This is a genomic window from Amycolatopsis oliviviridis (assembly GCF_014654365.1).
Taxonomy (GTDB): Bacteria; Actinomycetota; Actinomycetes; order Mycobacteriales; family Pseudonocardiaceae; genus Amycolatopsis; species Amycolatopsis oliviviridis.
Genome location: NZ_BNAY01000017.1, coordinates 68,211 through 95,164, shown reverse-complemented (window position 1 = coordinate 95,164; position 26,954 = coordinate 68,211). Strand labels below are relative to the sequence as shown.

Genomic DNA, 26,954 nt, shown 5'->3' with positions numbered 1-26,954 from the left:
GTGTTGTGTCATCACAGGATTCTGGAACAGGGCGTCGCTGAGCCAAAACGGGCGTTCCACGCGGCGGACCCGCGGGACCGCACTCCTGCTGCCCGGCAGGTCCATGACGGCTGTTTGAGGGTCGTCAGTGGAGGGGGCGTGAGTGCGTACCGGCTCTCGGCGGGCTCTCGGTGGTGATCAGCGAGGTGAAGGGGACTTTCCCCTCATCGCACGATCGGAAAGTCCCCTTCACCCCGGTCGTGCGGTCCTCGTGAGCAGTGGAATCCCAGGAGGGGTTGCGAAAGCCATTTTCGCAACGTTGAAGGTTGTGAAAGTGGCTTTCGCGGCACCCGCGGCCGGTGCGCGAGCGAGCGACGGCACACGCCGCCTATGCCTTGCCCCTCAACAGAACCCGAAACGCCACTCACGACCCACGCGAGCAAGGTCAGGGGGCCGGAGCCTCGTCGTCGGCCGCGGTGTACATGATCTCGATCACGACATCGTGCGACTGGCCCCCGGTGCGGACGCGCGAGTCGCCGACCCGGAGGAGGTGCTCCGCGACGGTCGAAACTTCCGTGTCGGGACCGAACCGTTCTTGCCGGCGACTTCTCCTTGCATCCTCTTCGCTGCTGAACCATTCGACCGCGCGTGCTTTGAGCGCGTCGGCGCGCGCCTTGGCCCGCGCCGAGGCGTGCGACGTGCCGGTGGCAGGGGAGTCGAAAAGGCCGGTGATGAAGACGTGCGGGTAGTCGAATCCGGCGTTCGCCGCAACCTGGAGCGAGCGCACGTAGATGTGGCGGAAGAGGTTTTCCAGATGCTGGTTGCCGTCGCGCAGGACATTCGATCCCGCCGGGAAGCTGACCTCGACCTTCCCGGGAAGCGCGATCGGCTCCGCGCCGGGGACCGGTGGCCTGGCGTAGGCGGCGCCGGGTGGAGCCACATGGGCGTCGAGGACGGGCTGGGCCGGTGCGGCCGACGTCGCGGGCGCGACCGCCGGTGAGGCCAGGTAGGCCGTGGCGGCCTCGGCGGCCATGGCGGAACGCTCCTCCGCCATGGCCGCTCGCGCGGCGTTTTGCGCTGCGGTCAACGGCTGCCACGGAGCAGGCTGCGCGGCGAGGCCCGAGTCCTGGACCGCGTCCGCGTGGCCGAGCTCGTGTTGCCATTCAACGGGTGCTCGCGCGTGGACTTCGACGAGTTCACCGTCGCGGAACAGACCCCACCGTAGAGAGAAAAGGGTCCGGCCCTCGGGTAGGAGCTGGTCGATCGGTGCGAGGACCGAGCCGCCCAGGGTCTCGGAGAGGATGGCGGCGAGCGACAACTCGGGCCGGACCGGTTGGCTGGGACGCTGCCCCGGCTGTGCACCGGCACGGTCGGACAACAGCAGCACCCTGTGCGAGCCTGGCGCCATATCGCGTACCCATGTCGCGAAGTCGCGATAAGAAACCCGGTTGCCGTCCCTCAGAAGCACCTCACCGTGGAGATTCGGCTCGGCCCAGATCGCCAGTACACCGTGGAACGGACGCAGCGTCTCCCAGCCTGCCCCCAGGACATCCGTCCACGGCGGGAAGATCATCGCCCCGCCGGGCGACTCCATGGCCAACGCCGGGCCTTCCGGAACGAGGAATCCGAGCTCGGTCATGCGTCCTGGGTCGAGCGGGGGAGAAAAACGGAGTGGCCCGAGCCTCGACGAGTCCACTCCGTGAGGGGCCCGATAGGTGAACGTGGGTACCCGCGCCGGAGCCTGGGGAAAGGCCGGTACCTCGACGAAAGCGCTGCGACGACGTTCCGTCAAGGTGCCGCCGGCGCTTTTGGGGGACTGGGCACGGCCGCCCGAAGTGGCCACGATCGCCCGTGCCAGCTGCCCGGGATCGGTGCTGGCAGTGCCGGACTCCCGGTTTTCGTGCTCCCGCCTCAGGCCGGTCAGGATCCGCCAGCGCACCGATTCCGCGCGTTCCAGACCAGTGGCGGTGGCCTGCGCGGTATTCAGGGCGTTGCCGTACCCGGTGATCTCGATTCTGGGAAGGGGAGTTCCGGCCCGCTGGGCGTTCACCAAGGGGGAATAGAGAGCTGCTCCCAGATCGTAGAGTCGTTGCACGACGGTGTACTCGATACCCGAGTCCAGGGTCGAGCGGGTGCCTTGAGGAAATCTGATGGTCTGGCTTGTGGGGTTGAGGATGATGGCGTCGGGGTGGGGGGTGTCGTCGGGGTGGAGGGGGCGTGCGCCGTGGTGTTCGGTGATTTCGGTGTGGGGGCCGGTGGTGGTGTGGATGGTGCCTTGGTAGCCGAGTTCTTGCGCGGTGGTGCGGATTTGTTCGGTGTGGGTGGGGTTGGGGAGGCAGGTGACGAGGAGGATGTCGTGGTGTTTCCAGGTGGCGCCGAGGTGGGTGAGGGTGGTGTCGAGGGTGTGGAAGAAGGTGGCTGGGTCGGTGGGGTGGGGGGTGGTGTAGCCGGTGTGGTCGTGGTGGGCGAAGACGAGCCGGGCGCCGGGGTGGCCGAGTTGGGTGGCGAGGTCGTGGCGGGCCGCGGCGTTGTGGAGGGTGGGGGCTTCGTTCTCGGGGAGGAAGCCGACTCCGGTGATGGTGCCGTCGGCGTCGATGATGCGTTGGTAAAGGGTGCTGGGTGCGTGGTCCGCGGACGAGGCGCCCGCTACTTCTTCCGGTATCTCCCGGAGGTTGAACAGTTCGATGACGACTTCGTGGGTGGGGGCGCCGTCGTAGGGGCGTGAGCCGAGGCGGATGAAGGACTCCAGAAAAGATCTGCTCTCTTCCGGGGAACCCGCGTCGAATGTCGATTCACGGCGTGCGGCTCGCTCTTCGAGTTCCTTGGCCATCCACTGCACTGCCAGCTCTTTGATGGCTCGCGCGCGAGTCTTTCCCAGCTGTTTCGACCTTGGCGTGTTTTCTGCGAGAGCGGTGATGACCACCTGGGGAAAGGTTTCTGCCTCGTCATAGGCCTCTTGGGCGTGAAGGTATACCTGCCGAAAGAGTCGTTCGAGTTCGTTGCGGTAGCGAAGTTCGATTCTGTGCGAATCCGGTGAGAACTTGATCCTGGTTCGTTCGGGTAGCTTCACCGGCTTGGAAGCGCTGGGCAGCGGCGGCGGTGGGTTGATGTAGGCCTCGGCGGCCGCGGCGGCGGTCGCTTCTCGTTCCGCGACCAACCCGTTCACGTCTTGCGCGGTCTCAGGATGCCGCGGGTATTCCAAGCGGGTGGCGGCGACCGCGTCAGCAACCGAAATGCCCGCGCGTCGCCAAGTTTCGTGACGTTCGTAAACGCCGAGCAGGGTGCCGTCCTGGAAAAGGCCCCAGTTGGTGGCGTAGTGTTCTTCATCCCCGTACGTCCAGATCGTGCCGGTGAGTGGGGTGAGGACGCGGCCGTGGGTGGCCGCGGACAGAATTCCGGCGAGCGAAGACGCGGGTACGCCGGGCTGGTTCCCGGCGCGTCCCGGCTGTTCGCCGCCGTGATCGGCCAGCAGCAGGAGCCGCTGGGAGTCCGGTGCGCCGTTCAGCATCTCATGGACCCAGGTCGCGAAGTCGTGGTAGGACAGGCGGATTCCGTCCCGGAGCAGCACCTCGCCGGAACGGTGATCCACGTCGAGCCACAGCGAGATCACTCCCGGATATTTTCGAATCCAGCTCCAATCCCCTGTCAGCGCGAACAGGTAGCGAGGGAAGATCATCGCACCGGACGGGCTCTCTATGGCCAGGGCGGGATCCGGCGGCACGAGGAACTCCCGGGGCAGCCTCACCGGATTGTCCGCACCTTCGAACCGAAGGGGCTCCAGCCCGGAGAGGTCCACACCGGAGGGATTCCGGTACGTGAACGTGGGAATTCGCCCGGCGGGCAGCGGCAGCGCCGGGATCCGCACGAACACACCGCGACGGCGTTCCTCGAGATCGCGGCCGCTGCTCAACGGGGATCCCGCTCGGCCGTGAGTGATCTTCAACATCGCCTGGGGCACGAGGGCGAAGTCGGGAATCCTGTCGGCGGCGGGCCGGTTCTGGTGGGCGACGTTCAGGCCGAACAGCAGCGCGTCGACCACCGAATCCACGCGGGCGACACTCGTGGCCATGGCCCGCCCCGGACGCCGGGAGTTGCCGTAGCCGTGGACCTCGATCTCGGGAAGCTCGCCCCTGGACTCGTAGGCGTTGAGCAGGCCGTCGTAGAGGGATTCTCCCAGCTGGATGACCCGCTGGGCCGGATGATCGGCGTTGAACCAGTCTCCCGCCATCAGGTCACGGGCCCCTTTGGCGAAAGTGACTGTCTGGCTTGTGGGGTTGAGGATGATGGCGTCGGGGTGGGGGGTGTCGTCGGGGTGGAGGGGGCGTGCGCCGTGGTGTTCGGTGATTTCGGTGTGGGGGCTGGTGGTGGTGTGGACGGTGCCTCGGTAGCCGTGTGTTCGTGCGGCGGCGCGGAACTGTTCGGTGTGGGTGGGGCTGGGGAGGCAGGTGACGAGGAGGATGTCGTGGTGTTTCCAGGCGGCACCCAGCCCGGCGAGGGTGATGTCGAGGGCGTCGAAGAGACCGGCACCGTCGGTGGGGTGGGGGGTGGTGTAGCCGGTGTGGTCGTGGTGGGCGAAGACGAGCCGGGCGCCGGGGTGGCCGAGTTGGGTGGCGAGGTCGTGGCGGGCCGCGGCGGCGCGCAGGATGGGGGCTTCGTTCTCGGGGAGGAAGCCGACTCCGGTGATGGTGCCGTCGGCGTCGATGATGTGCTGGTAGCGGGTGCCAGGGGTGGCCCGCAATGGTCGGATGGGGGCGGGGAAACCGGCGCCGACAGTGGTCGCAGCCGAGCCGAGCGGTGTCGTCGCGGGGCGGGTGAGCGCACTGTGTGCGTGGGCGGTGAGCAGGTACTGAGGGCCGGTGACCTTGTGGAGGCGCATCTGGCGGACCAACTGCGTGAGCCGCTCCGGGTTGCGGGAATCGCGCAGGGACGGCGTGTCGGCGAGGATCTGTTCGACGCGAAGCCGCAGGAGGTGGTGATAGGCGGGGCGATCGGCGGGCAGGGATTCGAGCCGGTCACCGTGGAGGTCGGCTTCGGCCACCGTCTCGGTGATCACGCTGAGCAGAGCCGGCTCCGGCCCGGTGACCCCGTCCCGGCGCAGTCGCGCGGCCAGCTGCTCGACGGTGTCGGTCTTGTGGGTCCAGGCGGTGGCGTACGCGAGATGCCCGATGATCTCGCGGTGGCCGGTGTCGGCCGCGTCGAGGATTCCGCCCAGGATCGCGCCTGCCGGTCGTGGAACGAGCAGCGCGCGGGCGGCCTCGATGTCCAAGGCGGGGAGACCGAGGCGGCTTTCCACCATGGGGTGCAGGCCACGGAGTCCTTCATGGACGCTGTATCCCCGCAGACGGTCCACCACGGCGGGAGTGTCGAGCCCGGGTTCGGTGATCAGCAGCGCGTCGATCAGGGAGTGGATACGCGGATGGTCGCTCGGCCTGGCCGCCGAGAGGACCCTCCGCTGGTCGTGTACGGCGGAGTCGACCGCCTTTTCGGCGTTGCGCACGAGGTTTTCGCCGCCGAGGAGACCCGCCTGCTCGGCGCGATGCGCCAAACCGGCGGCGGTGTCCCGCGGGTGGTCGACGGCCAGCCGCCACAGCAGGAGCGTGGCGGGGCCCGGTTCGTCCGGATCGAACACCCCCGGCCGCCGGTCTCCTCGATAGGTCGGATGCCACGCGGAACCTTCGGCTTCGGCCCGCGCCAGCGCCTCGGTGATCGCCGTGTTCAGTTCCGGGTGCCGGATGCCTTCGGTGGTCAGCTGGAGGCGTACCGCGGCGGGAGTGAGGCTTCCGTGCGCGTCGACCACCTTCCTGGCCAGGATTTCGGCGATCTCCCGTCCGGTCACCAAACCACCGGTGCGTCCCGCTACCTGGGACAGCGGTAGTGACCGGTTCCCCGTCGAACGGCTCGAGAACTGTGCTTCGATCCAGGCGTTCAGGTGAGAGGCGGGGGCGAGGCCGGGAGCGTTGTCGACCCGGAATCGCCCCAGCACTCCGGCCAGTGTTTCGAGGGGAAGCCCGGCCAGGCGCGACATGGTGGGCAGCGTGGCCCGGTCCAGCAGCGCCTCATCGGCCTCCGGCTTCAAGGAAGCGACTTCGGCCACCGGTGCAGCAGGGGCGGGCAACGCGGGAACGGCTGTGTCACGCGAAACCGCTGACGACTCCGCTTCATCCCCCTCGACGAACCCGAAGCGGATGGCGCGACCGGAAGCACCGCCCCCCTGTGGAGTCTGGTCGTTCCCGGAACTCGCGCCGCGCGCCTTCGGAGGCAGGAGCGAGGCACCGGCGTCCGGATCGATCTCGACGATCTGGTCCGTGATCACGCGTAGGTCGCCGGTATAGCCGTTGTCGCGCGCGAGCTCTCGGAATTGGTCGGCTTCGGCCTGGCTGACTTCGCTCGAGGCCAGCAGGATGTTCTCCTGCCGCCAAGGCAGAACCCCATCTTGCACGAGCGCGTCGAAAATCCTGAACATGATCGTCGCGCTCGCTCGGCGTAAGCGATCCTCCTCGCGCGAGATCAAGAACCGGTCCCGGACATGGTGGGTGAAGATAACCCGGGCACCCGGACGACCCAGCTGAGCGGCCAGATCTCGGCCCTGCATGGTTTGCGCGAGGGTTTCGGCCTGCTCCTTGTGCCAGAAGGCGACCGCGCGGACGACTCCGCCACTGTCGATGTAGCGGTGATAGACCGAGCCGTCTATCTCGCCTCGGACCGCCGCCACCGTGGCGGGCTTGGGGCCGAGAATGAGAGTGCCGACGGGGTGTTTGCCGTTGTCGACGAGACGGATGCCGCCTGTGGGGGTGAAGGCGACGGGCTTGTCCGGATGCGCGACGGTGAGATTCAGGTGCTGCCAGCCGGTTCGCTGGCGGATGAGCCGCGTGAGGTTCGTTCCCGATTCGGGGGTGACACGGCAGGAGAACAGCGCGATCGTGCCGATCGAGCCCCCAGCCGCGATCGAGGCGGGCAGGTTGGCGAGGACCTCGGCGAACTGGGCGGGGTCGTGCCGCAGGTCGGTGTCCGGGAGAAAGCCGGGGAGGACGAAGGCGCCACCCCGGCGGTGTTCCCGGGGGACGACGACGCGCAGGGTACCGGCTTCCGGTTGAGGGAAAGCGTTGAAGATGTTCTGGGCGAAGACGTCGCGGACGAAGGCGACACCGCCGGGGAAGGGCATCGCCCTCACCGGCCTCCCGGCAGGTGAGGGGACAGGGATCGAAAAGCCGCCAGGTAGCGGGACGTCGGAGCGGATGGCGAGCACGGTCTGCGTGTGGTCGCGCAGAACGTCCTCCGGCGTGGTGATGTCCCGTTCTCGCAGCGCCTTGACGAGGCCGGTCAGCCCGTCGGGATTCTCGGGATCCCGGAGTTCCGGATCGGACAGCAGGATTTCGCCGATCCGCTGGTGAAGAGCATTGCTCACGACGGGGAGCGCCGGCGCCGGGGCACTGCGCCGGGCCGCTTCGGCCGCCGCCTGAACGACCAGTTCGGTCAGCGCCGCGGGATCCCCGGTGATCCCCTCCTCGACGAGCCGGGCGACGACTTCCTCGGTAGTGGCTTCCCTGTTCAGCATGAAGGCGGCGTACGCCAGATTTTCGATCAGGGGGCGGTCGGTGTCCGGTGACCGGCCGGCGAACGGCCGTTCCGGCTCTGGACGCAGTGTGGTCCTGCTGCTGCGGGCGATCTCCTGATAGATCTCGGGCGTCCGCTTGGCTGTCCGGGCCAGATCGGACTTACGGGCGGCCAGCAGCGCGCGAAGCTTCGAGACGTCGCCGGTGATGTTATACGAGGGCAACAGTGTCATGACGGAGTCGATCGTGGCGCCGGGTTCGGTGATGAACAACGCGCCGATCACCGTTTGGAGCGCGAGGCGGTCGCTGGACACGTCGACGTCCAAGAAAGGGTGCCGGCGCTGATGCCGGACGGCGATGTCGATGACGCTTCCAGCGCGCTCAACCAGGTCCGGGTGTCCGGTGAGTCCCGCTTCTTCGGCGCGGCGCGCGATCTGAGCCGCCGTTTCCCGGGGATGATCGATCGAAAGAAGCCACAGCCCAGCCGTCACCTCATCGACATCGTCGAAGCGCGTGGTCTCCTCGCGAGGTGCGCTGTGGCCCGACGATGCAGCGCCTTTATCAGCGTGCAGAGTGATGGGACCGAAGGGGGCATCGGGCTGGGTCGTGGGGTCGGCGAGCAGGCTCTCCAAGGGGATTCTCAGGAGCGCGAGGGCCTGAGCTTTCAGCGCTTCCTGTGGCCCGGTGATATGCCGCATCCGCATATGGGTGACCAGCTCGTTGAGCCTGTCGTGTGCGTGCAGGGCGGGGGTGTTCCGCAGGATGCCCCCGATACGGGCACGGACCGCCTCGCGGTTCCCGGGATCGGTGACGGACAGCTCGGGGAGCCTGTCGCCGTTCCGGGTCGCTTCGGATATGGCGGCCGTGGCCATGGCGATCAGCGATTCGCGTGAACCCGAGATACCTTCGAATCGCAAGCCGTCCGCGATCTGGTCCGGGGTGGCCGCCTTGTCAGCCCACGCCGCGGCGTAGGCGACCCTCATGACCAGGTCACGGTCGAGGTCCACTGACCGGCCCGCGAACAGGGGGACAGGATCAAGCGTGGGTAGCCGAGCGGTGCTCAGGATGTCACCACTGTGCCGTCCACCGTCCTGGGCGCGCAGGCTGTCGAGTTCTTTCTTCCTGTTGGCGACCGCGTTACGCAGGCTGGCCGAATCCGCCTGGACGTTGTACTTCCGTAAGAAGGCGAGCATGGAGTTGAGGTCCATGTCGGGATGTTCGACCAGCGCGGCGTCGATGAGGGCGTTTATCCGTCCATGCTGTTCTTTTGAAGAGAAGGGCAACAAGGGATGGCGGCGCCCGTGTCGCTCGGCCATCCGGATGGCTTCGGCGGCGCCCGACATGAGCTCCTTGTGTCCGGTGAAGCCGGTCACATCGGCGCTGCCGGCTATCCTCCCGGCGTCCCATCGGGTGTTGTCGGCTGCCAGTCGCAGGAGCAGTACAGAGAGATCGTTGGGTGCTTTGGCATTGAATTCCTCGTGAGTTCTGGCGCCACGATAGATGGGGCCCCACAATGTCCCTTCGGCTTCTGCGGCGCTCTTTGCCTTGGTGACCGCTGGAGAGGTCCCCTTCCCTTTTTTGACCCCTCTCCGTGTGAGGAGAGTTGTCAGGAGTTTCCGGTCGATCATCCCGAACTCGTCAACGATGTTTCTGGCCAGCGCGTCGACGATTGGCTCATGCAGTGGGTTCTGCGGGTCGAGCTCACCCGTGCCGAGGATAGGGCGAAGATGCCAGTCGATCTCGATCGTGGGATCGCCGAACAGGTCCGAGTCCGATGTCTCCAGTACTTGGGTGGCGTAAGGCGACAACTCTTCCTGACCGCCGGTGATGTGTCGCATCCGCATGTGTTTCACCACCGCGTTCACCGAGCCCGCGGAGCGCAGGCTCGGTGTCGTCAGCAAGATGCCGGCCACGCGATTCCGGATGGCGTCCCGGTGGGCGGGAAGAGCGGTCTGCAGAAGTTCGAGTCGATCGCCGTTCTTTTGCGCCTCGGCCATGGCGTCGGCGACGAGGCCGGTCAGGTTGTCGGCTGAACCGGTCACGCCCAGTTCACGCAACCGGTCGGTGAGTTGTCCTTGATCGGCGGTCTTTTCCGCCCAGGAGGCGGTGTAAGCGAATTTTTCTATCAGTCCTCGATCTTTCGGCTCGTCGGCGTTGAGTGGTCGATCCAGGAATCGTCGCGCCGGAGCGTCCTTCTGGGCAGAGCGTGATCGGCGGCCGTCCTTCTCGGCTGCTTTGATGGCCTCTTGGGCGTCCTTGAGTTGTCTTGTGTAGTGGGCGAGGAAGCCTGCCTCTCGTGCGCTGCGGACGATTTTCGCGGCATCGAACTCCGGCTGGGTCGATGCTTGCCAGTACATGAACGCCGTCAGTGAGTTGACGTTATCCGGATCGAACTTTTCCGAGATTCGGCGACCTTGGTAAACCGGTTGCCAGAGCAAGTCGTCCTTTTCGAGCCGGTTCCGTGTCGCCACGGCCAGTTTTTCGGCATTCCCTTCTGGTCGAAAAGTGCGTCCGTGCTCCCTTGCGTAACTCACGATGCCTCGGACGCCCAGGTCGCCGTGGCGAAGGTACAGCTCGGTGAAGGTGGAACGGAGCAACTCCGCCTGCTCGGGACTGAAGCCGTGATTCGGGTCCTCGTCGATCCGAGGGCGTTTGGCGCCGGATTCGGAGTCCGTCGGCTTTCCGCGTTTGCCGCCGCCGAGGATGAGCGTGCCGGGGGGCAGACCGGTGGGTTGATCGATGGTGGCGACGATATCTCCGGCGCGGGTGATGGAGACGAAGCGGCCAGGGCGGGCGGAGGTGAGTTCGATATCGAGAGCCGAGCGGGCGATGGCGGCGAGCTGGTCGGCGTGGCCATCGGCGAGATTGCAGGCGAAGAGCTCGATTTTCCGGTTATTGTGCCAGCCCGCCAGCCGCGAGGGCAGGTGTTCGAGGGTTTCGACCAGGTGCGCGGCCTGGTGAGGGACGGGCCGGGCGTCCTCGCCGGGTAGCGGGAAGTAGCCGTTCTGGTGGTGGACGACCAGGGTGAACACGCCCGGTTCGGGGTGCGGAAAGGCGTTGAGAACGTTGGTGGCGAAGGCGTCGCTGACGAAAGCGGCCCCACCGCCCTCGGGTAACGGGATCACCCTGATCGGTCCCAAGGGGGAAAAGGTCGTGATGCTCGGGGAGGGTGACGGCCTGGCCGGGACGGTCGAGTGCGGGCTGGGTTGGGTCACGATCCGGGCGGACAGTCCCTCGGCCTGGGTGATGGTGATCGACCAGCCGGACATTTTCGCGATCCAGTCCGCCGGGTATTTCTTGGCACGGTCGGTGGCCCAGTCGCGGACCAGGTTCCGGGTGGCGGTGGAGGTCGGTAGTCCTGTGCTGTCGCGGGACAGGTCCAGTTCGGGCAGGAAGGTCGCCTGGAAATGTTCCAGCATCGCCCAGAGCGAGGGCTGGGTCCGGTTTGTCTCCGGGTCGAATCCGACGACGAATTCCCGGATGTCCCCGGGAACGACGAACTCCGGCCTGCTCGCGCTCGACTCGGTCTTGCGTCGCTTCGTCGGACGGAGTTCCAGCTGGGAAACGTCTCCTTGAGCTGTGGTGGCCGCTGGTCCAGCATTAGCGCGGGCACCGACCCGCCACCGGCTCACAGCCGAAGGCTTGACGAGGCCACCGGACTGTTCGGCTGTGTCGGGGCCGCTCAGGTATTCGGCGCCGGTGGCGAGGACCCAGTTTTTGACCAGGGCGTGGCCTCGGGGTGGAAGTTCGTTGTTTCTGTTGGGGGTGAGGTCTGTTGTGGTGGCGTGGTTGTTGTCTAGGAGGAATTGTTTAAGTGTTTCGGTGGTGCCGGGGGGCCGTCGCCAGGCGCCTGTGATGGTGAGGGTGTCCGCGTCGGGCAGTGCTGTTCCGCCCGCTGCCAGAAGCGTTTGCTTCCGCCACTGATACACCGAGCGTAGTGAGGCGAGGCCTCCGGACTGTTCGGCGGTATCGGGAGCGCTCAGGTTCTCGGTGCCGGTGGCGATCACCCAGTTCTTGACCAGGGCCCGAGTCCAGGGTGGAAGTTCGTTGTTTCTGTAGGGGGTGAGGTCTGTTGTGGTGGCGTGGTTGTTGTCGAGGAGGAAGTCTTTGAGTGTTTCGGTTGTACCGGGGGTGCGTCGCCAGGCGCTGGTGGTGGTGAGGGTGTCCGCGTCAGGCAGTACTACTTCCCGCGGTGCTTGCCGGCGCCACCGGCACACCGAGATTGACGAGACGAGGCCTCCGGACTGTTTGGCTGTCTCGGGGTTGCTCAGGTATTCGACGGTGGCGGTGGCGATGACCCAGTTTTTGAGCAGGGCTTGGCCTCGGGGTGGAAGTTCGTTGTTTCTGTAGGGGGTGAGGTCTGTTTCGGTGGCGTGGTTGTTGTCGAGGAGGAATTGTTTGAATGTTTCGGTGGTGCCGGGGGTGCGTCGCCAGGCGCCGGTGGTGGTGAGGGTGGCTTGGCTGGGGGTGTCGGATGGTGCGAGGTGGAGGGTGTTGTCCAGGCCGGGGTCGGTGGTGGTGATGGTTCCGTCTGGGGTGATGTAGAGGGGGGTTTCGGTGTGGGGGACGGTGAGTTGGAGGCCGAGGTTGGTGTGGATGAGGTCCGCGAGGTCGTCGCGGTGGGTGGGTGTGAGGTCGCAGGCGAGGAGGGTGATTGTTGTGTGGTCGCCCCAGTTCGTGAGTGCCGGTGGGAGCTGGTGGAGGGTGCGGATGAGCTGGTCGGGTCGGTGGGGGATGGCGTGTGGGTGTGCGGGGAGTGCGAACAGGCCTTGTCGGTGTTGGGTGATGAGCCGGAAGACGCCGGGTTCGGGGTGGGGGAAGGCGTTGAGAACGTTGGTGGCGTAGGTGGCGGGGATGAAGGCGATGCCGCCGTTGCCGGGTAGGGGGATGGCGGTGACGGTGTGGCCGTCGTGGGTGGGGAGGGGGATGGTGTGGGTGCCGGGTAGTGGCTGGTGGGTGGGGAGGGTGTAGACGGTGTGGGCGATGTTGCGGAGGGTGTCTTGGGTGCCGGTGATGTGGTTGCGGCGCATGTGCCGGACGAGGCGGGTGGTGGCTTTGTTGGGGTCGAGGGGGAACAGTGCGTGGTGGTTTTTCAGGACGAGTGTTCCGGTGCGGCGCAGGATGGCGGTGTGATCGGCGGGTCGGTGGGTGGAGAGTGTGGTGTGACGGTCACCGTTGGCGTCGGCTTCGGCCAGGACCCGGGCGACCAGCGGTGTCAGGCCGCCGTTCGTGTCACGGATGCCTTCCTGGGTCAAAAGGGTGACCAGGTGCTCGACGGTGGCGGTTTTGTGTTCCCATGCCGCGGCGTAGGCGAGTGAGTCGATCCAGCTGTGATCGGCTTCGTTGGCCGTATCCAGGAACCGGCCCCGGAATGCGCCGGTCGGTCGCAAAGTGGGCAGGCCGAGCTGCCGGGCGGCCTCGGCCAGCGCGGGATCGTCCTGCAACGCCTGTCTACGCTCGCTCACCAGTCCGTGCAAGACGCTGTAGTCTCCGTGCACGTTCACCTCATGCAGTGAGTTGATCACCTGGTGCCGTGTGGGCGAAGGGGTGTTCGCGAGAATTCGGTCGATCAGGGTGATGATCCTGTCACGGTGGTCCGGCTTGGCGATCCTCAGGTAGACGTGGCGGCGGCCGTCGTTCGTGGCTGCTTCCATTGCGGCCCGCGCCGCGCCCACCAGCTGGTTGTAGCCGGTGGCGAAACCGGCCGCCGCCGCGCTGGAGGCGATCGCGGTCGGGCTCTTCGTGCGGTCGGTGACGACTTGCCGGTACAACCAGGCGGTGAGGTCGTCGGTGTGGTCGTCTTTTCTGGAGTTGCGGAGTCGTCGGTAGGTGGGCAGCCACAGCTCGCCGCTGTCTAGGAGGCGTGCTCGTTCCGTGGTGAGGTGCTCGCTCATCTCTTTGAACGAGGGTTTGTTCTTGCCGCTGGGGTTGGGCCACCTGGCGGTCAGGTAGCTGATGTTGAGGTCGCCGAAGTCGAGCAGGAGTTGCTTGGCCGTGGTGGCGAGTGCCTCTATGGCCGGTGAAGTGTCCGGGCCGTAGCCGGTGGGTTCGGTTTCGGCGCCGATGGCCCGTGCCGCGGAAGGGAGGTAGTCGAGGTCGAGCGGGGTGAGGGAATAGTCCTGGGTGAGTTTTTCGGCGGGGGTCTCGAGGATGGTTTGGGCGATGGTTTCGAGGTCGTGCTGGGGGCCGGTGATGTGCCGGGTCCGCATGTGTGTGACCAGGGCCGTGCCGGTGGAGGCGTAGAGGGCGGGGGTTGCGTTGACGATGGCGGCGGTTCGGGCGTGGATGGCGGCGTGCTGCCCCTGGTCGGTGGCGTCGAGGAGGGGCAGCCGGTCACCCTGGCGGGTGGCTTCGCCGATGACCGTGGTGACGATCTCGCGGAGAAGGCCGGGGTCTCCGGTGATGCCTTCATCCCGCAGCAGGCGGGTGAGCTCGTCGGCCGTGGCGGTCTTGTGTTCCCACGCCGCGGCGTAGGCGAGTTTGTCGATCCAGCCCCGATCCGCCGCCTTGGCCACGTCCAGGAACCGGCCCAGAAACGCGCCGCTCGGCCGCAAAGTAGGAAGCCCGAGCCGCCGCGCGGCCTCAGCCAGCGCGGGATCGTCCTTCAATGCCTGTTCCCGCTCGGTTATCAGCGCGCGTAGCAGGTTGTTGTGTCCGTGCACGTTCAAGTCATTCAGTGAGGCGAGTGTCTGGACTTGAGCGCGGCGGTCGGTATTCACGAGAATCCGGTCGAGCAGAGCGACGATCCTGACGCGGTGTTCAGGTTTACCGAGAATCAGATAGGGGTGGCGGCGGCCGTCGAGCGCCGCTGCTTCCATCGCTGCCCTCGCCGCGCCCAGAAGCTGTTTGGTACCGGTGGTGAAACCGGCCTCCGCCGCACTCCTGGCTATCGCGGTGGGACTACTCGTCTGATCGGCGACGACCTTTCGGTACAGCCACGCCGTGAGATCATTCAACTCGTCTTTGTCGTAACTTTCGTAACCGCGTCGCCCGCGATAGAGCGGACTCCACAGTGTGCCGGAATCGGCCTGCCTTTTCCGTTCTTGTTCGAAGTGCAGGGTGATCTGCTTTCCGAAAGTTCTGTACGGGAAGACCTCGTGAGGAATCGAGGTGACGAGATGTGAGGTGGCGAGGGCACCGTACCGCTGGAGAATTTCGGCGGTGGTCCCGGCGAGCTTCACTGTGGTCTGCGGGTCTTGGGGATCGGCCGCCGTCGTGCCGTCGCGGCGGCGTTTCGGAGCGCCGTCGAGAGTGTTGGGAATGCTGGGGACGAACGCCATGCCACCGTTGCCCGGTAGCGGAATGGTTCGCGACGGCTCGGTCGGGAAGGGAGCGGAGACGACGTGCTCTCCGAGGTAGGTTTCGACCATGGCACGCATGGCTTGCCGAGAGCCGGTGATCCGGTGCGTCCGCATCGCCTGGACCAATGCCGTCACCCGGCGCGGGCCGTCGAGCTGGTCGAAGCCAGGGATCTTCCGCACGATCCAGCTGAGACGGTCGTGGATGAAGATCTCATGGGGGGACAGGTCCGCCGATAAGCGAGCCATCCGATCGCCGTGGTGGATCGTCTCGGCGATCGCTGCGGTGGCGAATCTCGAGAGAGCTTCTCGTGAACCACTGACTCCGTTCCGAATCAACCGTTCGACGAGTTCCTCGGAGTTTTCGGTTTTGTGCGCCCATGCCGCGGCATAGGCCACCATCCCGATCGTGGCGAAGTGCGCCGGATGGCCAGTGTCGAGCTTCCTGCCTCGGAACGTCCATACCGGATGAGGAGCCAAGATCTCGCGTGCGCGGGCCAGCACGCCGGGATCGGGAGTGGTGCTCGGCAGCTGAAGTTTTCGGTTGCCGACCTGCTCGCGGATTTCTCGCTCACGTCCGGACAGGTTGTACTCGAACGAACGCAGCACCTGCGACTCCGTGTCGAGTCCTGGTTCGGTGAGAAGCAGCGCGTCGATCAGTTCGTTGACCCTGGCGTCTGTGGCGTGGTCGGCCACCTGGAGAAGGGGGTGGCGGCGCCGATCCTTTTCGGCGGCGGCGATGGCCAGCTCGGCTTCCCGACGTCGTGTCCGTGTCGGGGCGAAACCGGCGTGCTCGGTCAGCCGGGCGATCTCCAGCGGGCCGAGTCGCGGATGGTCGATCACCAGTTGCCAAAGCACGGCATCGAGGTGACCCGCGTCGGAGTTTTCGGCGATACCCCTATAGGTGGGAAACCACAGTGAGCCCTCGTCCTTGGCCCGCTGTACCGCCCTCATGATCGCCCGGGTGCGCTCTGCCGACGAAATGCCTTCAGCTTCCAGGTAGTCGGCAAGGGTGCCGACGCTGAGGGCACCGTGCTCGGCGACGACCTCCCGGGCCAATTCGTCGACCCTCTGTTTCGGAATTGTCGCGGAAACAAAGCCGTAAAGGCGCCGAATGGGCGCGAAGGGCGGCTCACCACGCTGGGCCGGTGCCTTGTCCCGTAAGTCGCGGGCCAGATCCTCCATGACTTGATGAGGGCCCGTGATATGCCTCATACGCAGGTGGGTAACGAGGTCGTACAGGCGGTCGGGGACGCGCAGGGCCGGTTCGGAGTGAAGGATGCCGAGGACGCGGCTCCGGATGGCGTCCTCGTCGGCGATGTCGGTGATCGACAGGGTCTCAAGCCGATCACCGTTACGAGCGGCCTCGGTGGTCGCGTCGGTGACCAGCCGCGTCAGTGCCTCGTGTGAACCGGTGACGCCTTCCCTGGCAAGCCGGTGGACCAGTTTCCCGACGTCCGCGGTTTTGTCCGCGCAAGCCGCGGCGTAGGCCAGCCTGGCGATCGCCTCCACGTCGGTGAGTACGTCGATGTCCAGCGCCCGCCCCGCGAACGTTCCGCCGGAGCGCAGGACCGGCAAAGCGGCCGGTGTGCCGGGAGCGGTTCGCCCGTCCTTGATCGCGAGGTTCAGGCTTTTCGCTTGTCCGGCGACGTTGTACGAGCGCAAACGCCTCTGGATTTCCACGTCGCTGGCTTCGGGGGCCGCGGCGTGGAGGCCGGCGATCAGCGTATCGATCGCGGGACGGTGTTCGGGCCGAGCGAGCGAAAGCGTCGGATGCCGTCGTCGTTCGCGCACGGCGGCCACCATGGCTTGGGTCACCGCCAGGTGCAGCTCATCGCTGTCGGCGAAGCCGGCATCCTCGGCGCGGCGCACGATTTCGGTTGCGGTCGATCGCGGGTGGTCGACGACCAGAAGCCACAAGAAGGCTGTCAGCTCGGTGGGCTCGGCAGGTGAGAAACCTCGCCGATGGCGATATTCACGTGCTTCATGGCCCCGGTGAACAGGATGCCAAGCCAGCCCTTCGTTCTTGACGCGCTCCACCGCGCGGCTGATCACGGCGTCCAGCCCGGTCTCCCGTGCGCCGATCTCCCGCGCCAGCTGGTTCATCAAAACGGTGCGACGGCCGCGAAGCCCCTCCTCTACGACGATTCTCCTGGCGAGGTCTTCGACGGTCTTGAGCTCTACGGCGTCGGATGAGGCGAGCCGAACGCCGCGAAGCGTGAGAGGAAGCAAGGACCGCCCGGGTACGAACTGGGGTTCGGAAGGGAGATCGGGGATGCCTTGGACGTCGGCCGCGAAGCGTCTCAAGTCCTCCTGTGAACCGTTGACATGCCGGGTTCGGAGATGCTTCACGAACTCGCCCAGTCGTGCCGGCTCCCGCAATCCCGGCGTGCCGAACACGATACCCAGAGCGCGGTCCACCAGTTCGGCTTGCTGGGCGGGATCGGCCACGGACAACGGCCCGAGCCGGTCACCGTTGCGAGTCGCTTCTTCCGTCACGGCGGTGACCAGCGTCAGCAGTTTCTCGCGCGGGCCGGTGACACCGCGCGAAGACAGCAGGTCGGTCAAGGCTTCGGCGTCGGCGGTCTTGTCCGACCATGCCGCCGCATATGCGATCTTCGCTAGCACCCGGCGGTCTGAATCGACCTCGACGTCCCATGACCGCCCCAGGAACGCCGGAATCCGGTCATCGGCTCCCAGGCCGAGCCGAAGGCGGTCATCCTCGACGATCTTGGCCGCTTGCCGGGCATAGCCGTGCAATTCCGTGCGGGAGTTGGTGAATCCTGCCTTCTGCGCGGTCATCGCCAGGTCTGGGCCACCGGCGTCGGGGCTGGAGGACACCTGCCAGAACAACCAGGTCGTCAGTTCGTCGGGCCGCTCGGGATCGAACACGCCCCTCCGGGACGCTCCGCGGTAAACGGGAGTCCACAAGTCATCGGATGCCTCGAGTTCCTGTTTCGCCTGCCCGGTCAGCTTCCGGTAGTCGTCGCGCTTGAGTGCTTCGACGCCCTGTTGCCTGGTGAGCGGTGCCAACCCGTCGACGCTGACATTGCCGAAATCGTGGAAAAGAGCTTTCGCCGTGTCGATGACTTTCTTCTTCGTAGCGGCATCGGCTACGCCCGATCCCGTGCGCGCGTCGCTTGTCTCGTCGATTTTGCGCTTACGGCCCAGATGGAGGGTATCGGCGGGGAGGGTGCCGTCGTCGGCGGTATGGATCCTGCCGTCGGGGGCGATGAGGATGGGTTCACCCGGCCGGGCGGCGGTGATGGTGACGTGGCCGAGCACGGCGAACGCGGGATCGAGCACGAGCCGATTGAGGTGGGTGACGTGACGGGTGTCCAGGTCGCAGGCCCAGAGCCGGATTTCCTTGACCGCGCTCCAGGCGACCAGTTGCGCGGGCAGACCCGCCAAGCCGGCGAGGAACCGATCCGGTGTGCTGGGAACGACACCGGATCGGTATCCCGGCAGGAAGTAGTAGTCGTTCCGTTGCGCGGCGAAAAGGTCGAAAACGCCCTCCTGCTCGGGAACACGGGCATTGAGGATGTGGCGGCCGAAGGACTCGGTCACGAATCCGGCGCCGTGCCGCCGGGGGATGACACGGACCTCGTGCCCGCCGAAGTCGACCGGGACCCCCAGTTCGGTGCCGGTGGCGGCGTGGGGCGTGGGGCGGGCGAGCAGGGCGCGGACGGTGTCTGCGTCCTGGCGCAGGTGGTTTCGCGAGCCGGTGATGTTTCGTTGGCGCATCAGCCGGACGAGGTCCGGGGTGGACAATCCACGGGAGTCCGGTTGGGCTATCGCGATGTCAAGGGTACGGCGGCGGATGGCCTCGCGATGGGTGGGCAGGTCGGCCGACAACCGCTGGAGCCGGTCACCGTGGTGGTCGGCGAGCCTGATGGCGGAGGTGACGATCCCGGCGAGGGCGTCCGGCTCGGCTATGACCCCGTTGTCTTCCAGCCGGCGGGCGAGTTCGGATGGGGTATCGGTCTTGTGGGCCCAGACCACGGCATAAGCGAGCTTTTCGATCGTGACGCGGTCTTCGGGCACGTCGCTACGCAGTGTCCTGCCGTAGAACGTCCCTTTCCGGTTGAGCGTCAAGGTGTTCGCGGCGGCGAGCTTCCGCGTTTCATCAGGCGGATGCTCCGCCGGCGCCGCCTGCCGGTCGCGTACCGCTTTGCGGACTCTTTCTCGTGTTCCCCGCAAGTTGTGCTCGTAGAGCCGCAGAACGGTGGCCTCGACGCCGAGTTCGGGCTCGGTGAGAAGCACGGCATCGATGAGGGCGTGCACCTGCGGCTTGTGCTCGTCGGTAGTGATGTGCAGCAACGGATGGCGGCGCTGATCCGCTACCGCCGCGGTGACGGCTTCGCGCGCCAGCGCGGGCATGTCCCGAGTTCGGGCGAGACCGGCTTGCTCGGCCAGCTGGAGGATATCGGACGCGGTGGCACGCGGGCGATCGACGGCCAGCTGCCACAACATCGCCTGGCGATGACCTTCATCGTCCAGCTTGGTGACCCCTCGATAGGTGGGACTCCACAACCACCCTTCGTCGTCGGCCTGCTGTTTCGCGATGCTCGCCGTGGGATAAGTCCCCGTCCGTTCCGCATTTGTGCGCGTCAGGCGAACGCGTAGGGTCTCACTGTCGAGACCGCCGTGTTGTTCGACGAGTTTCCGAGCGGATTCGATGAGGGCGGGCTGGTCCGCTGGATTCGTGAAACTCGGCTTGTGTGCGCGGACGACAGGCGCGAAGTGCGGAACGGTACCGGGGGCTGACAGGTTGTCGAAGGGGGTGCTCAGAAGGCCTCGTCCGAGGTTTTCCAGCGCGGTGTGCGGACCCGAAATATGCCGCATCCGCAGGTGGGCCACCACCTCGGCCACATCACCACGCGCATGCAGCTCCGGAGCCGAGCGCAGGACACCGACCGCGCGGGCCAGCACCAGCTCGCGGTCGGCTTCATCGGTGATGGTCAGAGTCTCCAGACGGTCTCCGTTCGCGGTCGCTTCGGCAGCCGCGTCCTCGATCAGCAATCGGAGGTCGCTCTCCGCGGCAGGGTCGGCCCGGGTGATGACCCCGGCGTGGCCCAGCACCTGGCGCAGCCGATCGCTTGCGGCGGATTTGTACATGGTCGCCGCGGCATAGGCCAACGCCCGGATCGAGGAGTGATCAGCGAGTGCGTTCGCGTCCAACACGCGGCCCGCGAATTTCCGTTCCAGCGACAATTCCGGTACTCCGGGTTTCGTCACGGCATTCGCCGACAGATCACTTTCTCTCCTGGCGTAGGCGATTTCCTTGTCTAACTCCGACCTTCCTCCTCGAATGTTGTAATCACGCAGAGTCCTTCTGAATGACAGGACGGACTCGGGCGGCTTTGCGGGATCACGGTGGGCGACGAGCGCGGAGATCAGCGTTCGAATTCCGTCGCGATGCGCCGGGTCCGAGATCATGAGATCGGGGTACCTGCGTCCGTCGCGCACAGCGGCGGCCAGGGCCAGCTCCACGGCCACACGGAGTTCCTCGTTGTCGGTGAAACCGGCTCGGTAGGCCCGGTGTGCCAGTTCCAGCGAGGATTCGGTGGGGTGGGTTATGGCCTGCAACCAGAGGAAGGCGGTCAGCCTGGTCGGTTCTTCCGGGGTGAAGCCCTCCAGATGGCCGTAGGCGCGTCCTTCCCGTCCTGCGTGAATCGGGTGCCACAGCCAGCCCTCGGTCCGCGCCTGCTCGAGCGCCCGGTCCAGCACCTCCCAACGGACCGATTCTTTTTTGACTCCTTTGTTCACCAAGGTCGCAACCAAGGTGGATCTGTCCGTGTTCCCCAGAGCGGACACCACCTTCAACGCCAGCTCATCGATGGCGGCGCGATCGTCCCGCTCGGCCACGTCGAGCATTCTTTCGCGGAGGGTCAGGGGTTCAAGAGAAGTCCTTTGATGCTCCTGGACGCCGGCCGGTGCGGTGATGCCTTCTTGTCGCACTCGGGCGGCGAATTCCTCGACCGCTCGCTGTGGCCCGGTGATGTGCCGGATCCGGAGATGCTTGACCAGTTCGGACAGCCGTTCCGGTTCACGAAGGCGCGGAGTGCCGGAAACGATGCCCAAGGCTCGGTCCATCGCCGCGGGCGCTTGCGCGGGATCCGTGACGGACAGCTGTACCAGCCGATCGCCGGCGCGGTCCGCGTTGCCCACCACGCCTCGCGCCAGCGTCTCCAGCTCCGCCGCCGAGCCGGTGACCACGGCCTCGGTGAGCAGCCGTGCGGCCAGCTCCTCCGCGGTCGCGGTCTTGTCCGACCAGGCCATGGCGTGGATGATCTTCTTGATCAGATCCCGGTCCGAGGCCACCCCCGCCTCCAGCAACCGGCCGAGTGCCGCCGCCCCATGGGACGGGTCCCCCGGGCGATGACGGCGGCCATCCTGCACAGCGGCATCGATCGCCTCTCTGGCGAAAGCGGGCATCTCGGCATAGGACGTGAAGCCGGCCAGCACCGCCTCACGCGCCAGCTCCTGAGCGGAAACCTCGGGACGGCTGGCCGCCTGCCACCACAGCCAGACGGTCAGCTCGTCGGGCTCGGCCAGATCGAATCGCCCGGACCGGGACGCGCCCGCGTAGTGCGGAGTCCACAGTTGTCCGCTCGCTCTGAGTCTCTCGCGGGCGGCGGAAACCGCTGCTTTGACGCTCGTCGCTTCCACCTTCTGGGGGAGTGATTCGCGGCTTACGAGTGGGCTCAGTTGTTGCGCATCGAGGCTGCCGTGTTGATGGAGTGCTTCGGTGGCGGCGATGGCGAGTTGCCGTTGGGTTTCGGGGTCGAGGGCGCCGAGGGGAGTGCCGCGTTTGCGTTTGGGGCCGAGGTGCAGGACGGACTCGTCGGATTCGGGGGAGGTGTCGATGGTGCGGACGTCGCCGTTCGCATGGACGGTGAGGGGGGTGCCGACGTGGGGGAACGTGAGGGTGGTGGTGCCGAGGGAGGCGTGGAGAAGGGGGGAGAGGTGAGTGTGGTCGGTGGGGGTGAGATAGCAGGACAACAGCTCGATGGTGGTGTCGCGGTTCCAGGTGGCCAGGCGCGGCGGGAGACCGGCGAGTGCGGTGACGAGGTGGTGGCGCGGCGCGGAGGTGGCGAGGTCGTCGTGGCCGGGCAGGATGAAGGTGTCGTCGTCGCCGCTTTCGACGACGACTCGGTAGACGCCGGGAGTGGGCTCCGGGAAGGCCGCACGCACGTTGCCGGCGTGGAGATCGGAGACGAAAGCTACTCCACCTCGGCCCGGGAGCGCGACGGTCCGCAACGGCCGGGGTGCGTCCTGGCCGGCGCTGGTGTGGGCGGCTTCGGGAAGGCTCGGCGGTGCGGAGCCGGCGAGGAAGGCGGCTGTCGCAGGAGAATGCCCGGCGGTCACCGCCGCTGGTGAGACAGGAGCCGCGGAGGCCGGTATGCCGGCGGGCGCGGACGTCATGGCAGGCGCCGGTACCGCCGCTGTGGTGACCGCGGGCGCTGCCGCGGGGACGGAACCAGGCGTCGGCGCCGCCACCGCCGGCGCGATCGGCGTCGTGGTGTACAGGCTGCCGAGGACGTGGGGGCTTGTGGTGTAGGCGGGTGTCTTCTCCGCGCGGAGGTCTGCGCCTTCCGCGGTGGCGAGGTAGGGCGGCGGGAGTTCGGCCTTCTCCGGACCGTGTCCGGTTTCGCCGGTGGCGGGTTTCTTGGGGCTGGTGGGCTTTTCCGTTGCCGGGTCAGCCTTGGTGTCCGGCTCGTCCTTGGCAGGGATGGAGAAATCGGGCAGGACCGGCGGGTGAACGGAGTCGAGCGTGCCGCCGCCGCTGGATCCGCCGCGGCGGCCGCCGCCGTAGCGGGACAGGGCGCCGAGCGCGCCGAGCGCGGGGTTGCCGGCGGGGGCGCCGAGGGCGAGGTTGATCAGGGGTGCGGTGGCGATGACGGTGATCATCTGGCCGGTGGCGTAGACGAGGTCGCCGAGGGCGGAGAGGGGGCCGTCGAGGGCGGTGGTGACCTGGCCGATGGTGACGCCGTCGGCGAAGAGGCCGCCGGGCTCGCGGGAAGCGAGTCCGTCACGCAGGTCGAACGCGATCCTGCGGATCCCTCCGGCGGCGGAATGGAACACCCCCGCGAACGCCCCGCCCAGCGCGCCCCCGACCAGCGACGAGGTCAGTGATCGGATGTCCCAGCCATCACGGTCGCCGTCGGCGATTTGGCGGGCTTGGACGCCGAAGTCGGTGCCGCCCATCAACGCGGCACCGAAGGCGGCGAACCCGCCGGTCTTGAGCGCGAGGTCTTTCGCGGCCTTGAGCAAAGCCGCTTTGGTGGCCTGGGACAGGCCGCCGGTGATCGAAAGCTGCCCGAGCCGGGTGACCAATGCCTTCCAGATCGCGGTCAACGCCACCCGTGCGGCGGCGATCACGACCCCGGTGAACAGGGCACCGATCAGCGTGGCCAGCAGATGCAGGACTGACGCCAGGGTGAACGCGGCGAACACCACGAACATCACCTTGGTCTTGTACACATCCGCGGCCGCGTTCTGGGCCATGCGCCCGAGCTCGCCCGAGGACTCCCGCAACCCCGCCACGCCGTCGGAGATCGTGGTGCTCAGGAAGCGGGCGAAGAACTCTCCGGTGGCACCCTCCAAGACCTCCGGCACCGCGGTCCCGGCGGCCCGGCTCGCGGCCTCGAACACCCCTGCCGCGTCCTCGAACGCCTCCCACGCCTTCCACAAGGCGACCAGACCCTGATCGTCACTCTCCGGCCACGAGAGCCCCAGCGTGAACTCCAGGAATCGCCGGACATCGGCAGGAATGTGCACACCACTACTCACCGCGGCGACACCCCTCCTGAAACAGCCGACGAACCTGCGGTGGCAAGCTTGCGAGGCGCCCAGGGCGGCTACCGGAGGGTAACGCTGTTTCGGCGGTAACTGGAGGGAATCACCTCACCGGCCGCGCGGGGTCAGTCGATGGTGATCCCGGGGGACAGCAGCTGTTTGCGTCCGGACACCTTGAGCTTGCGGTAGACGCTGGAGAGGTGGAATTCGACCGTTCGCACGGCCACTCCGGCCCTCGCCGCGATTTCCTTGTTGCTGAGGCCGGCCCGGGCCATTCCGGCGATGCGATGTTCCTGCGGGCTGAGCGCCTCGCGTGCGGGCGTGTCGCTCACCTTGCGTAGTTCGAGGCCGATTTCGTCGGTCGTCCGCCGGTCGCCGATCTGCCGGGACAGCTCCGCCGCACGCGAAAGCTGGCCTGCCGCACGGGCGACCTCCCCGGCCGCCATCAGGGCCCGCCCGAACTCCAGGCGGACCGCGGCAAGCTCGACACGAGCGCCCGCGACCTCGAGCAGGTGGATCGCGTCGGAGAGCAACGCGAGCGAATCGCCCCGATCGGCGACCATCGCCTTCACATACAGCGCGTAGCCGAGACCGGCAGGGGTGCCGTAATGCTTCGCCGTTCGATGTTCGTCGTCGGCCAACGAGTTCGCCAGGTCCGGGCGACCGCATCCGACGGCGGCGAAAGCCGCCATGGCGCGCCAGTGGAGCACGGCGGGGAAGGCCATGTGCTCGAAGGCGGGCACGTTCCCACAGGCGAGGAAATCGGACAGCGCGCCTTGGCCGCGTCCTTCGGCGAGCCGGACGGTGCCGCGTGCGGCGAGCAACAGCGGGTGGTGGACGGTCGAGCGGGCGATCAGGCCGTCGAGGTCGTTTTTCCTGGCCGACTCCTTGGCCTTCTCCACCTCGCCCGCCCGGACCAAGGTTTCGAGCTGCCAGGCCAGCGCGACATGGTGGATACTGCGCGGAATTCCCGGGCCGACGAGGTTTTCGAGAGCGGTCCGGGCGCCGTCGAGGTCGCCCGCCAGCCGGGCGATCTGGGCTCGGAGCAACGGCCACATCAGATCCGTGGCCGGGCCCGCGGGATGAGTGGTCCGGGCGAGACGGGCGCAGTGCGCGTCGACCGCCGGAAGCGCGCGGGCGATGAGCAGCACCGACATCGCGCGCCATACGCAGCGGAGGTCGTCTCTGCACGGTGCCGTGGTGAGCGCGCGATCGGCCAGCCGGGTCGCCAAGGGCCGGTCGAGTCCCCGCATGCCGACCGCCATGGCCTCGGCGGCGTGGCAATCGTGGTGCACGGCCACTTTCGGCGTTTCCGGGGACTCCGCCTGCGCTGGAACCTCCACCGCGTGCGCCTGAACGAGATGCCGGTTCGTTTCGGTGCCGATCACAGAACGCGCTCCCATCGTGGACGAAACACCATCGGCTAGCTGTGGACGCTTCCCGGCGCGGGTTTCGCCCAGGGAGACGAAATGACGCCGAGCTGAACGAGAGTGCCGAGCCAATCGGTCCCGACCCAGTCCCGGATGATGCGTCCGTCCTCGAATTCGAGGAAGTCGACGCCCCAGGTCGTGACGGTTCGGCCCGTGGGCGGCCTGCCGCGGAGGCCACCGGTGTCGGTGCCGGTGATGGTCCAGCGGACGGCGACCTGACCGGCGGACGCGATCAGCTGGTCGATGGTGACATTCAGGTCGGGGAAGGCCGCGTGGTAACCGCGGATGGCAGCGAGCTTCGCGGCTCCGCCGGTGAGTCCGGGTGCGGCGGGAGAGGCGAAATCGGGATGGAAGAGGTCGTCGGCGACGTCGTACCGCCGGTCGTTCCAGAGGTCCGTGTACACGCGTCGGGCGACGGCTTCGAGTCCTGAGTCCGCGGCAGGGTGAGTTTCGGGAGTCGGTGTTCCGTGGATGCGCCGGGCGTGGCGTGCGTAGGCGCGCGGTGCGAGGCGGGGCATGAGCAGCCGGGCAGGCGCGGGCGCACGGCCGAGCATGAGGGAGACGACCTCGGGATCGCCTTCGTACATGAGCATGCCGAAGGCGAGCGCCGCCCGGGTCTTGGGCAGGGCGCCGATACCGTCACGCTCCAGCTCTTGCCATTCGTCCACCTCCAGGTGCCGCGCGGCCAGCGGCAGGATCTGGTCCTCTTCGTCGTCCAGGTGCTCGTCCAGTGCCCGGGACAGGAGCCTGAGTGTGTCGGCGAGCCGGTCACGTGCTTCGGTGCCGCCGTGTGCCACCCAGACGGTCAGCTGTTCGGAGACGGCGGTGAGGAGTGCGTGCAGCTCCTCGTGCTGGTGTTCCATCGACGTCACCAGGGCGTCGAGCCGGTCGGGTACCCGCTGGTGGAGCTTCGGCCAGAGCAGCCGGTCTTCTCCGGTGTGGTGGTGATCAAGGAGACGGATCAGGAGTCTCAGGTGCTTCGCGACTTTCCGGACCTGGCGACGATCACCGTCGGCGGCGCGCTCGACCGCGGCCGGGGCGAGCCGGAACTCCCGCCGGAACGCCTGATGGGCGACGAGCATGTCGCGCACGTCCACGGCTGTGTCCGGCGGGGGTGGCTGGTGCGGGGTTGGCATGTCATCTCCTTGCCGAGATGCGGTCCAGTAATCCGCTGGAATGCCACTGTATTGAATCAGGGTGTGCTGTACCATCGCAACCGTGACCAAGGGTGCGGCGGGCACGCCGCGGAGATATCGGTCCGCGCTGCGGGCCCGGCAGGTCGAGCAGACCCGGCAGGAGGTCCTCGACGCGGCGGTGGACCTGTTCGCCCGGAACGGGTGGGCCCGGACCACAGTGGGCGCCATCGCCACGGAGGCCGGGGTCGCCGTCGAGACGGTCTACAGCGGGTTCGGATCGAAGAAGGCCCTGCTGCGCGCCGCCATGGACGTCGCCATAGTGGGCGACGCCGACCCGGTTCCGCTCGTGGAGCGTGAGCCCTACCGAAAACTGAGCGCGGAGCCGCCGGATCGCAGGCTGCGGGGAGCGATCGCGATCGCCGGGCAGATCTACTCCGGCCCAGTTTCCCGTCTCTGGCGGGCCTTGAACGAGGCCGCCGCCGGTGACCCCGAGGTGGCTCAATGGTGCACCGAGCTCGAAGCGGGGCGGCGGACGACGATGTCCGAGATGCTCGAACTGGTCTACGGGCGCCAAGCCGACGACCGCACGGTCGACATCGTGTGGGGCTTGGTCAGCATCGAGACCTATACGAAGTTCTGCATCGAGTGCGGCTGGACGACCGAGCAGTGGCAGGACTGGGCGGTCGAGGCCGTTCAGCTGTTCGCGGGCCGTCCCTGACCGCGGGTCTTGGGGGCCGGGCGCACGCCATCTTCGCC

The 26,954-nt window shown here is 67.1% G+C and carries 4 protein-coding genes; 1 reads left to right on the top strand and 3 read right to left on the bottom strand.

Going from position 1 to position 26,954, the window contains the following annotated elements; all coding sequences use genetic code 11:
* Window positions 1-424: 424 nt before the first annotated feature.
* The 3 genes from IE302_RS41640 to IE302_RS41630 form a co-directional block, all read right to left on the bottom strand.
* On the bottom strand, window positions 425-23,626 hold the full coding sequence (locus IE302_RS41640; protein WP_191259984.1) for a WXG100-like domain-containing protein: 23,202 nt from the start codon (window positions 23,624-23,626) through the stop codon (window positions 425-427).
* A gap of 131 nt (window positions 23,627-23,757) precedes the next feature.
* Complete coding sequence (locus tag IE302_RS41635) at window positions 23,758-25,035, bottom strand: helix-turn-helix transcriptional regulator (protein WP_191259983.1); 1,278 nt, start codon at window positions 25,033-25,035, stop codon at window positions 23,758-23,760.
* A gap of 20 nt (window positions 25,036-25,055) precedes the next feature.
* Window positions 25,056-26,198: an ester cyclase gene (locus IE302_RS41630; protein ID WP_191259982.1), complete on the bottom strand. Its 1,143-nt coding sequence runs from the start codon at window positions 26,196-26,198 to the stop codon at window positions 25,056-25,058.
* An 82-nt stretch (window positions 26,199-26,280) separates the two neighbouring features.
* On the opposite strand from IE302_RS41630, the gene IE302_RS41625 reads away from it, so the two are divergent.
* Window positions 26,281-26,916: a TetR/AcrR family transcriptional regulator gene (locus IE302_RS41625; RefSeq protein WP_191259981.1), complete on the top strand. Its 636-nt coding sequence runs from the start codon at window positions 26,281-26,283 to the stop codon at window positions 26,914-26,916.
* The last annotated feature ends 38 nt before the right edge of the window (window positions 26,917-26,954 follow it).

Excerpts from the sequence above, each read along its gene's own strand:
- IE302_RS41630 (WP_191259982.1), bottom strand. The coding sequence starts at position 26,198 with ATGCCAACCCCGCACCAGCCACCCCCGCCGGACACAGCCGTGGACGTG.
- IE302_RS41635 (WP_191259983.1), bottom strand. The coding sequence starts at position 25,035 with ATGGGAGCGCGTTCTGTGATCGGCACCGAAACGAACCGGCATCTCGTT.